Annotated in this window: 10 protein-coding genes; 8 read left to right on the top strand and 2 right to left on the bottom strand. The window is 63.2% G+C overall.

Features of this window, described 5'->3' with window-relative positions:
* Positions 1-63: 63 nt before the first annotated feature.
* Together NTZ43_10695 and NTZ43_10690 are read right to left on the bottom strand one after the other, a co-directional pair.
* Complete coding sequence (locus tag NTZ43_10695) at positions 64-777, bottom strand: polysaccharide deacetylase family protein (protein ID MCX5767677.1); 714 nt, start codon at positions 775-777, stop codon at positions 64-66.
* Positions 778-779: 2 nt separating this feature from the next.
* Positions 780-2048, bottom strand: coding sequence for a glycosyltransferase (locus NTZ43_10690; protein ID MCX5767676.1), 1269 nt, complete (start codon positions 2046-2048; stop codon positions 780-782).
* Between the two features lie 161 nt (positions 2049-2209).
* Here NTZ43_10690 and NTZ43_10685 point away from each other — a divergent pair, with 161 nt between their 5' ends.
* The 8 genes from NTZ43_10685 to dacB all read left to right on the top strand — a co-directional run bounded on the left by NTZ43_10685 (position 2210) and on the right by dacB (position 10887).
* Complete coding sequence (locus NTZ43_10685; GenBank protein MCX5767675.1) at positions 2210-2587, top strand: hypothetical protein; 378 nt, start codon at positions 2210-2212, stop codon at positions 2585-2587.
* Positions 2588-2845: 258 nt separating this feature from the next.
* Positions 2846-4174 carry a cytochrome c oxidase subunit II gene (gene coxB / locus NTZ43_10680; protein ID MCX5767674.1) on the top strand — a complete coding sequence of 443 codons (1329 nt, stop codon included), beginning with the start codon at positions 2846-2848 and terminating at the stop codon, positions 4172-4174.
* Positions 4175-4195: 21 nt separating this feature from the next.
* Positions 4196-6109: a cytochrome c oxidase subunit I gene (ctaD, locus tag NTZ43_10675; protein ID MCX5767673.1), complete on the top strand. Its 1914-nt coding sequence runs from the start codon at positions 4196-4198 to the stop codon at positions 6107-6109.
* 16 nt (positions 6110-6125) lie between these two features.
* Complete coding sequence (locus tag NTZ43_10670) at positions 6126-6791, top strand: cytochrome c oxidase subunit 3 (protein ID MCX5767672.1); 666 nt, start codon at positions 6126-6128, stop codon at positions 6789-6791.
* Between the two features lie 11 nt (positions 6792-6802).
* Entirely contained in the window at positions 6803-7114 is a 312-nt protein-coding gene (locus NTZ43_10665) for a cytochrome C oxidase subunit IV family protein (protein ID MCX5767671.1), read from the top strand.
* A 78-nt stretch (positions 7115-7192) separates the two neighbouring features.
* Positions 7193-8041, top strand: coding sequence for a cytochrome c oxidase assembly protein (locus NTZ43_10660; protein MCX5767670.1), 849 nt, complete (start codon positions 7193-7195; stop codon positions 8039-8041).
* 93 nt (positions 8042-8134) lie between these two features.
* Positions 8135-9283 (top strand): DUF5009 domain-containing protein, encoded by a 1149-nt coding sequence (locus NTZ43_10655; protein MCX5767669.1) that lies wholly within the window; start codon positions 8135-8137, stop codon positions 9281-9283.
* A gap of 5 nt (positions 9284-9288) precedes the next feature.
* Positions 9289-10887: a D-alanyl-D-alanine carboxypeptidase/D-alanyl-D-alanine-endopeptidase gene (dacB, locus tag NTZ43_10650; protein ID MCX5767668.1), complete on the top strand. Its 1599-nt coding sequence runs from the start codon at positions 9289-9291 to the stop codon at positions 10885-10887.
* The last annotated feature ends 74 nt before the right edge of the window (positions 10888-10961 follow it).

The raw sequence follows: 10961 nt of genomic DNA, 5'->3' as shown, positions 1-10961 counted from the left end.
AGGTCTTCCCGCTATTGTAGCGCGAGAACGCGCACCACGCGACGGCACCTCACCGAACCACTGCTAGAGATCACCATACCGGCTCGGCGCACGCTCGGCCACCCACGCGCTGAGGGCACGGTGAATCGAACGTTCCACTGCAGCACTCGCCAAATCACCAGGGTGCAGCGCGATGCGCATCACGGGCACGCGACGTTGGAGCGTCCAGCGTAGCTGCGCCTGCACGTTCGAGCCCCAACTCCGGAAGGCACCTCGTGCGCTCCATCGCAATACGGGCGAGCGACGCGTCGTGCCGGAGGAATGCAGATAAATCGTGGCATCATCTTCACTCACAGCCAACCCCGCGTTCCGCGCGGCCACATGGGTGTCGGGCCGCGCAAGCCACGCGGGTGGCACAAACCCAATAGGTGTCAGCCCCTGCGCCGTGAGTCGAGCAATACCACGGTCTATACGCGCCCGCGCCTGCGGGAGATCGAGGGTCAAAAACTCTCCCTCCTTGTTGGTGCGACCCACGGCGCGCCACTCGTCCTGCCAGCCGCGCGGCAGTCCCACTTCGTCGTGGCGTTCTCCGTGCAGAAATATTTCGGCGCCGTCAGCGGCGCGTGCGCGTACCCACTGCAAAAACGATGGGTCCTGTTCGATGGGAGCCACGCCGTGCCAGTCAGGAATCACGAGCAGGCCCGGCACAATGCCGTGCGCGGCGCACATACTCCAGAGCGTCTCCACTCTGGGCTGCAGGGCCGGCGTGACATCGTGAATCGTGACGAGGAGTGCCACGATTAGCGCCGGACCACGGAGGCATACACCGCGAAGATGCGATCGAACACGGCATCCCACGAATGGTCGCGCTCGGCGTACTGACGCCCCAGAGCGCCAAGCGCGCTGAGGTCGGCGGCCAGAAGCGCCACCGCCTCCTCCGCGAGCGACGCGGCCTGGCCGCTCACAAAGCACCGACCGGCACCACTCGCGATCACCTGCTCCCCAATGCCGCCGCGGTCCGCGGCAAGCACCGGCGTACCGCTGGCCAGTGCCTCGAGCGCTGACAGGCCGAACGTTTCGACGGAACAGGGGCCCACGTAGATGTCGAGCGCGGCGATAAGGTCGGCGAGGCGATCACGATCTGTTTCGTAGGGCAGAATCCGCGCCCACGGGGCGTCGCGAAGCCGGCTTTCGAGTTGTGACCGCATGGGCCCGTCCCCGATCAGCACGAGCTGCGCGCGTGTGCGGGCGTACACCTGCGGCCACGCATCGAGAAGCACGTCCAGCTCTTTCTCCGCCGCAAATCGACCCACAAAACCCGCGAGCGGGCCGTCGGTTAATCCGTACTGGAGCCGCGACTCCGCGCGCCGCGCGCGACGTTCCGGCGTGTAGTGCGCGAGATCCACCCCAAGCGGAATGCGCGTCACGCGCTCGACGCCGGCGCGGCGCAGATCGTCTGCGGCAAAATCCGAGCAGGCAATGGTGTGCGCAAAATGTTTGTCGATGGTGCGCGCGTATTTCCAGGCGAGATCACCCAGCGCGCGCCGCGCACCGCCCGCTTTCTCGGGGAATGGCGAGAAGAGGCGCGGAAAGTTGCTGTGATAGAACGCCACGGCGGGAATGTCGAGCCCGCGCGACGCGAAGCGCGCGATCCACGGCACGAGTCCCGGACTCCCCACTTCAATAACGTCGGGGCGTTCGTGGAGCATGATCCGGCGGTTGGTGCGCGTGGCCAGCATGAAGCGATACGGCGCCTGTGTCGGCACGCGCGGCCCGCGCAGGCGGTAGCAGCGCACGCCGTCGCTACCAGAGAGTGCGTCGCGGGCCCCGGGGAGCACGAGGACTTGGCGGAGCTCCGGCCGGGCCTCCACGTAGCGCGCTTTGGCCCGCAAATAGGTGCGAATGCCGCCCGTTGTGTCGCCGTAAAACTCGGTGATATCGAGGACGCCGAGCCGAGCGGTCGGGCGAAGGGACTCGGGAAAACCGGTGCGCGCCAGATTTATGGCCGACGCCCGTAACACGGCGTCGGGTAGGAAGATACGATCGAGCAGAGGGCCGGAATCGATCACGCGGCGGAACAGCGGAGTTGGGGGATGACGAACGTTACTCGGAGCGGATTCGCTTTCGCTACCTGCTGGCGGCGGCCCACCGTAGCTTCCATATGGCAGTAATGTGATTCGCGAAGCACTCGACCGAGCGCAGGCTCGGCCACGATGGTTGGGAGGTTGTGATGGCAGGGGTAAAGCTGGATGGCGCCGGCACGCAGAAGATGAAGACAATCGAGGAAGCGCTGATGGTGATCTCGAGTCTTCATGGGACGGTGGAGCGGATGGCGGTGGATGTGAAGGCCAACAAGGGGTTGGGGATCATTCCGCAGCAGATCAAGCGAGTGCTGGTTCCGCTCCAGGGGCAGCTCAAGGGGCAGTTTGGACTCATCGCGGATCAGATCGCCGGGATGATTCTGGCCTCGAGCCGGGGCGGCGGGGGTGATCAGGCCCGGGTGCGCGTCATGCGGGAGCACGTGGCACAGCTACGGACGGCGCTCGAGCTGGCGGCGAATAAGGTCAAGGCGCAGCATGCCGTGGAGATTGAGAGCTCAGGCGGCTGAACCGGCGGCTGAACCGGCGCTGAACCGGCGCTGAACCGGCGCTGAACCGGCGCGGACACGGTCCCCGAGCAACGCAGTCCAAAGGGGGCACTTTAGACCCCCATTTCACCGGCCGAAACTATCCCCTTCACAGGTGACATTTGGGTTGCTCGGCGCATTGTCAGAGAATACCTTACATCGCCGTCCTTATGTAACCTCCAGGCGAGCGACTTCTCGCCGAGACTCACCGTTCTTCTTCATTAGAAAAGGATCCGCTTAATGTCCTTTTTCCGTCCGCGCCGGTACGCACCCGCTCTATTCGTAGCGGTTGCTTTGCTGGCGCTCGCCGCGTGTGGAGATCAGTACCCGAACTCCACGTTCACGCACATCACAGACAACAATCGAACGATTGGTGCGCTGTGGGATCGCCTCATGTTCTTCGGAACGGGCGTGTTCGTGTTCGTCGAGGCGTTGCTGATTTTCACGATCATCAAGTTTCGCAAGCGTCCCGGTGGGCCCGCGGCCAAGCAGATTCACGGCCATGCGGCGCTCGAGATCACCTGGACCGTCATTCCGGCGCTCATTCTTGTATTGATCGCCGTGCCGACGGTGCAAGCGATCTACAAGACGCAGGCGAAGGCGCCGGACGGCTCCTTGAAGGTCGAGGTCATCGGGCATCAGTGGTGGTGGGAGTTCCGCTATCCGGAACTCGGCGTGGTCACCGCCAACGAGCTGTACCTGCCGGCCGGCCGCACGGTGAGCTTTCAGCTCAACACGCGCGACGTTCTGCACTCGTTCTGGACGCCGCAGCTCGGCGGCAAGCGCGACCTGATTTCGAACCGCACCAACTGGATGTGGTATACGCCCGACAGTTCGCTCGCGGAGAATGCCTACAACGGTTTCTGCGTCGAGTACTGCGGCACCTCGCACGCGAACATGCGTTTCCGCACGTTTGTGGTGTCGAACGACAAGTTTGAGAGCTGGGCCAAGCATCAGGCGGGCATTGCCGCCGGTGCGCCGGTGCCCACCGCCGTGGCACCCGCGGCTGGCGCCCCCGTTGTGGCGGGCGCTGCGATGGCTGGCATGAAGATGCCTGCGGCCGCTGCGGCCGCTGCGGCTGCGCCGACCGCTCCTGTCGTAGCGGACGTGGGCTACACGTTCCCGCTCGACAAACTGCCGGCGCACGTTGTGCCCACGACGCCAATGCCCTCCGGCGAGCGCACGATCAAGTTCGATGACGCGCTCCTCGCCAGCGGAAACGCGGTGGCCGGTCGTGAGTTACTGACGAACATGGCGAACATGGGCAAGGCGCCCTGCCTCACCTGCCACGTGATCAAGGGTGAGATGGCGATGGTCAAGGATGACCAGGCCAAGGGACCGAGCCTCACGCACTTTGGCGCGAGACACACGCTGGGCGGCGGACTGTTCAGCAGCGACCCGGCCACGCTGGCGCGCTGGATTAAGAATGCGCCGGCCATGAAGCCCGGTTCGGTCATGCCGACCCTGGGCGCCGGTGAATACAACGCGATGATCAAGCAGAAGCTGGCCAGCGGGCTCGACGACCGGCAGATCGCCGATATCGTCGCCTATCTGAAGTCGCTCAAGTAAGGCCCGAGGAGATACCTACCCATGGCAAATACTGCCGCTACCCAGACGACGGCCGCACCACACGCCGCCTATGAGTCGGGCCTCTGGAGTTGGATTGCGACGGTCGATCACAAGCGGATCGGCACGCTCTATCTCTTCACGGCTCTGTTCTTCTTTTTGTTCGGCGGGCTTGAGGCGTTCCTCATCCGCCTGCAGCTCGCGCAGCCGAACGGCCACGTGGTTTCAGCTGAGCTCTACAACCAGCTGTTCACCATGCACGGCACCACGATGGTGTTTCTTGCCGTCATGCCGTTGTCGGCCGCGTTCTTCAACTATTTGATTCCCTTGCAGATCGGCGCGCGCGATGTCGCGTTCCCGCGCCTCAACGCGTTCAGCTACTGGGTGTATTTGCTCGGCGCCATTTTCATCACGGTGCCGATCTTCTTTGAGCTCGCGCCGAACGGTGGGTGGTTCGGCTACGCGCCGCTCACGACCATCCAGTACTCCGGCGGTCTGAACATCGACTTCTGGGTGATGGGCCTGCAGATCCTCGGCATCAGCTCGCTCGCCGCGGCGTTCAACTTCATCACGACGATCATCAACCTGCGCGCGCCCGGCATGACGCTCATGCGCATGCCGATGTTCACGTGGATGTCGTTCATCGTGCAGTTCCTGCTCGTGCTGGCGTTCCCGCCGATCACGGCCGCCCTCGTGTTCTTGCTGTTCGATCGCTTCTTCGGGACGAACTTCTACACGCTTGCCGCCGGCGCCGACCCACTGCTCTGGCAGCACCTGTTCTGGATCTTCGGACACCCCGAAGTCTACATTCTGATTCTGCCGGCCTTCGGCCTCGTGTCGGAGATTCTGCCGACCTTCTCGAAGAAGCCGTTGTTCGGCTATCACGTGATGGTCTATTCGGGCATCATGATTGGCTTCCTCGGCTTCGGCGTGTGGGCGCACCACATGTTCGCGGTCGGCATGGGCGCCACGGCAGACGCCATCTTCTCGATGGCGACGATGCTCATCGCGATCCCCACCGGCGTGAAGATCTTCAACTGGATCGCCACGATGTGGGCCGGCGAAGTGACCTTCACCACGCCGATGAAGTTCGCGATCGGCCTGTTGGCGCTCTTCACTATCGGCGGCATCTCGGGCGTCATGCACAGCTCGGCGCCCGCCGACACGCAGCAGACGGACACGTACTTCATCGTCGCCCACTTCCACTATGTGCTGTTCGGTGGATCGATCATGGGCATCTTCGCCGGTATTTATTTCTACTTCCCGAAGATGTTCGGCCGCTACATGAGCGAGTCGCTGGGCACCTGGCATTTCTGGCTGAACTTCATCGGCATGAACCTCACGTTCTTCCCGATGCACTTCAGCGGCATGCTCGGCATGCCGCGCCGCATCTATTCGTATGATGCCGGCCAGGGCTGGGAAAAGTTCAACATGGCGTCGACCATCGGCACGGTGCTGCTGATCATTGCCACGTTGGTCTTTGTCATCAACTTCCTGAAGAGCCGCAAGGGTGGCGCCGTAGCCCCGAACGACGCGTGGGGTGCCGGTACGCTTGAGTGGTCGATTCCGTCGCCGCCGCCGGATTACAACTTTGCGCAGATTCCGACGGTCACGTCGCGCTATCCGCTCTGGGATTTGAAGCACCCGGAGATGACGTCCGATATTTCGCATGCGTCCCCCGACGCCGCGACCGTCGCTGAGGCGCACGCCTCGCCGATGCACGAAGAGACGGGCGGCAAGACCGCGGCCGAGCTCGGTATTCCCATGCCGTTCTCCACGCTGAAGCCGCTGTTCACCGCGCTGGGGCTCGTCATTATGTTCGCCGGCCTGCTGTTCATGCACGCCGACAAGTTCGCGCTGGCCATGACGACCACGATCGGCGGCGGCGCGCTGCTCATCGGGTCGCTCTACGCCTGGCTCACCAGCCCGCTCGAGTAACCGGAGACCAGACCCAGTGGCTAACGCTCACGCTGCAGAATCCGCGCACGAACACGTGCACTACACGACGACCGGCCTCGATCACAAGAAGATTGCGATCTGGGCGTTTATCGGCTCGGAGTGCATGCTGTTCATTGCGCTCATTTCCACGTACCTGATTTACAAGGGGCGCTCCGTGGTCGGCCCCTTCCCGCACGAGGCGTGGACGAGCCCGTCGGGACAGCTGTTCGCACCTATCCTGAACATCCCGGTCACCTCGGCCTCGACGTTCGTGCTCCTGATGTCCTCACTCTTCATGGTGCTCGCGCTCGAAGCCGTGGAGAACAAGGACAATCCGGCGTATGCCAACAACATCCGCGGCAACTCCAAGTTCTGGCTGATGGCCACGGCCATTGCCGGCGCGACATTCCTCGGTTTTCAGGCGTACGAGTTCACGTCGTTCGTGCACGAGGGGCTCACGATCCGTACGAACTTGTTTGGCTCGTCGTTCTTTACGCTCACCGGCTTCCACGGCGCCCACGTCACCGTTGGCGTGCTCTGGATCCTGACGTTGTTCGCGATGGACTATTCGCGTGGCCTCACGAAGAAAGACACCGTGCTGGTGGACATCTGCGCGCTGTACTGGCACTTCGTGGACGTCGTCTGGATCGCGATCTTCACGCTCGTTTACCTTATCAAGTAGGGGACCCGCGCATGACCGACCGCGAACACGCCGACCACGCGCACGAGCATCCCACGTGGAAGCAGTACAAGTGGGTGGCGCTCATCCTCACGCTCATCACGGTGGTGGAAGTGTGGGTGTACTACACGCCGTTCAAGGACTCCCCGCTGTTTGTCCCGACGCTGCTCATCATGTCGGCGGTGAAGTTCGCGATCGTCGTGCTGTTTTACATGCACCTGCGCTACGACCACAAGCTCTTCAAGGCGCTCTTCACCGGGCCGCTGATCATCGCCATTTGCACGCTGACGGCGCTGATGTTCCTGTTTGGAAAGTTCTCCCTGTAACCCCACGGCAACGCAGGGTTTCAGCGGGCGCCGCCTCTCGGGGCGGCGCCCGTTTGTTTTTCGCCTAGATTTCACCCCATGCCAATCGTGTACCTCCTGCTGCACCCCGCCGCGCGCCTGAGTTGGCAGGACTTTAGCGTGCACTGGAGCACCGTCATCGGACTGGCGGCGCTACAGGTGCTGTACGAGTGGCGGTTGCGCGTGCACGCCCGCGGTGGCGCGAGCGCGGACGAGACCGCTGGTCCGTCGGTGGGACGCCGTGCGTCGTTCACGCTTGGGCTGCTGGTGATGTTTGTGACGCTGAATGGTCCGCTCCACGACCTCAGCGACTATTACCTGTTCAGTGCGCATATGGTGCAGCACCTGATTCTCGCTCTCATGGTGCCTCCGCTCCTGCTCTACGGGACGCCGGGCTGGATGCTGCGGCCGGCGCTCGACCTGCCGGGGGTGCGCACCATCGCGACGCGTGTAAGCGGCGGGCGAGCCGCGTTCGCCATTTTCAATTTGACAATGGCGTTCTGGCATCTGCCACCGATGTACAACACGGCGATGACCTACCATCCCGTGCACATCGCGCAGCACCTCACGATGCTCATCTCGGCGACCATTATGTGGTGGCCGCTGCTCAGTCCGTTGCCGGAGCTGCCGCGCCTCTCGTTTCCGGGGCAAATGCTCTACAGTTTTCTGATGACCATTCCGATGTCGGTGGTGGCCGTGTACATCACGATGGCCGACCACACGCTCTACCCGGCGTACAGCGCGGCCCCGCGCATTTGGGGCTTCACGCCGCTGGCGGATCAGCAGTTGGGCGGACTGATTATGTGGATTCCGGGCGGTCTGTTTTTTGTTGGCGTCGCGTCGTTCGTGTTCTTTAAGTGGTCGGCGAGTGGCGCCGATTCCGAAAAAGGCGCGCAGGTTCGGACTTGATGGAGCGCTCACGGCGCGGCCACGCGTTGGTGGCCAACCCAGCGAGCGTGCGGTAGAATGTCCAACCATCCCCTTCAGACGAGCGAGAACCCGGTGAGCCTGGAACCCCGTCGCGAGCGGCTCGTGGCGCTCGATGTTTTTCGAGGCATGACTGTCGCGTCCATGTTGCTGGTCAACAATCCGGGCACGTGGGGCGCCATCTATCCGCCGCTCGAGCACGCAGACTGGAACGGGTGGACCCCCACCGATCTCATTTTCCCATTTTTTCTCTTTATTGCCGGCATCACGACGCATCTGTCATTGTCGTCCCGCCGAGCGCAGGGCGCCGATGAAGGGGCGCTCCAGCGCCAGATTGTACGCCGCGGCGCGATGATCGTGCTTTTTGGGCTCCTGCTGGGCGCCTTTCCGTTTTACCAGCTCGATCGGTGGGTACACCTGCGGATCCCCGGGGTGCTCCAGCGGATCGGTGTGGCGTACGCACTTTCGGCATTGATCACCATGCGGGGGACGCTCAAACAGCAGGTGATGGTGTTGGTGGCGCTGCTGTACGGCTACTGGTTTGCCATGACCCTGCTCCCCGTGCCTGGGGCAGACGGTGGGATTGGCGCCAATCTGCTCAATGCCCCCTCTCGTACGCTTGCGGCCTGGCTCGACCGGTTCCTGCTCGACGGCCACCTCTGGGTGACCAGCAAGACCTGGGACCCTGAGGGCCCCTTCTCCACCCTCCCAGCCATCGGCACAGCCATGCTGGGCGTATTTACTGGGCGTTGGATTGGGAGCGACCGCCCACTGACCGAGCGGCTCAACGGCCTATTTGCCGCCGGCGCGCTCGCAGTGGTGGCCGGTTTGATGTGGCATTGGTCGTTTCCGATCAACAAGAGCCTCTGGACCAGTTCGTACGTGCTATTCACGGCCGGAATGGCCTGTGTGGCCATTGCGACGATTTCTTGGATAATTGACGTTCAACGTGTTACGTGGTGGACCCGTCCGTTCGTCATCTATGGAGTGAACCCGATCATCGCCTTTGTGGGCTCTGGGGCGATGGCGCGGCTTATCTATTCCCTGTGGAAGGTCGAATATCAGGGAAAGACCGTGTCGGTGCAGTCTGTGGTGTATGAGACCATGTTCCATTCGTGGCTCGAACCGCAGAATGCGTCGTTGGCTTTTGCGCTCACGTTCGTGCTGTTCTGGTACGCCATTCTGTGGGCGCTCTGGCGCAAAAATATCATCTTCAAAGTTTGAGGCTCGTGCTTCTTTCTCTCCTCGTCTCTGCGCTGTTGCCCGTCACCGCCCCGCAGGCGGTGCAGCCGTACGCTGCGATGCGTGCCTCCGTCGCCGCCGAGCTGCCGCGGAGCCGTGCGGTCGGGAAGAAACGTGTGAAGGCCGCCGTGCCCAAGGCACGGCGCACGGTTCGCGTTGCGGGCGCATCGGCTGCCGTGGCTGCTGGAGCGGCCACCGGGGAGATCCACTTTACCTCCCCGACCGGCCGTGCGGCACTCGCGCTTGATCTGGGCGCGATGCTCGACCGTGTGATGCGCGGAGGCAACTGGGGAGTGCTCGTCGTCTCGCTCACTGGGGGCGACACGCTCTTTGGACGTAATCCGGATGCGATGCTGCTGCCGGCCTCCACCATGAAGCTCTTTACCTCCTCGCTGGCGCTGGACCGCTTTGGCGCGTCGGGGCGTTTTGAGACGGAAGTCATGCGCTCGGGCGCGATTGGATCCGACGGTGTGCTACGCGGCGATCTCGTGCTCAAAGGCGCTGGCGATCCAACGTTGGGCGGCAAACCCGTTGACGGCGCAGAGCCGCCGATGACCGTGCTCGCGCGGCAGATTGCCGCCGCCGGCGTGCGCCGTGTGAGCGGTGGGATCATTGGAGACGCCTCCGCCTTTGAAGAACGCCACGTTCCTGACGGGTGGAAGAAGCGCTACCTCGGTGCCTCCTACGCGGCGCGCGTATCGGCGCTGTCGTTCAATGAAAACAAAATCACCGTCGTCGTGCGCCCAGAGGGTGCACGCGCAGAAATCTCGTTTCTGCCGGCTGTGACTGGTGTTCCGGTAGAGAATTCAGTGGAGGTCGTGCGCGGTAGCCGCGGCAGTCGCCTTCACATCCGCCAAGATTCATCTGGACGCTTTGCCGTGGTGGGCTGGATCGGCGCACAAAGCCCGGCGCGCGACCTCCAATACGTGCTTGAAGCGCCGGAAATGTTCGCGAGCGGCGCCCTGCGCGCCGCACTGGCTGGTGTCGGCGTCGTCGTCGACGGCCCCGTCCGCATGGGCCCCACGCCCGCCGGCGCCGCACGCGTCGCGTCACTGCCGTCGCCGCCGTTGGAGAAAATCGTCACGCAAATGAACGGTGAGAGCAACAACCACTTTGCCGAGCTGCTGTTCCGCAACGTCGCGCGCAGCGCTGGCGGGGCCGGCTCAGCGGAGAACGGCAATATCTTTTTGCACCGTTTTCTCACCGAGAAGGTGAGTGTTGCGCCGCAAACCGTGTTCGCCGCCGACGGCAGCGGCCTCTCTACCCTCGACCGCGTTACGCCGCGCGCGATGGTGCAACTGCTCGGCTACGCCAAGCGTGCGCCCTGGGGGCCGGTGTTTGAAGCCTCGTTGCCGGTGGCTGGCGAAACGGAAACGCTGCGTCGGCGCATGAAGTACACGCCCGCCAAGGGAAACTTGCACGCCAAGACCGGCACCACGAACGACGTTGCCTCACTCGGCGGCTACGTCACGGCGCGCAACGGTGAGCAGTTGGTGTTCTCGTTCATTTACAACGGGGCTGATCGCTGGCGCGCCAAGAGCGCCATGGATGCCATGGGCGCCACGCTCGCGGGCTTCACGCGATAAGCCACCCAGTTGCGGTACGTATCAAAAAGGGCGTCGCGTAAGCGACGCCCTTTTCACTTTCCGAACCCTTCCGT

The organism is Gemmatimonadota bacterium (genome assembly GCA_026387915.1).
Taxonomy (GTDB): domain Bacteria; phylum Gemmatimonadota; class Gemmatimonadetes; order Gemmatimonadales; family Gemmatimonadaceae; genus Fen-1231.
Note: the sequence above shows the minus strand (reverse complement) of the source record. Positions and strands in the feature narration are given on the sequence as shown.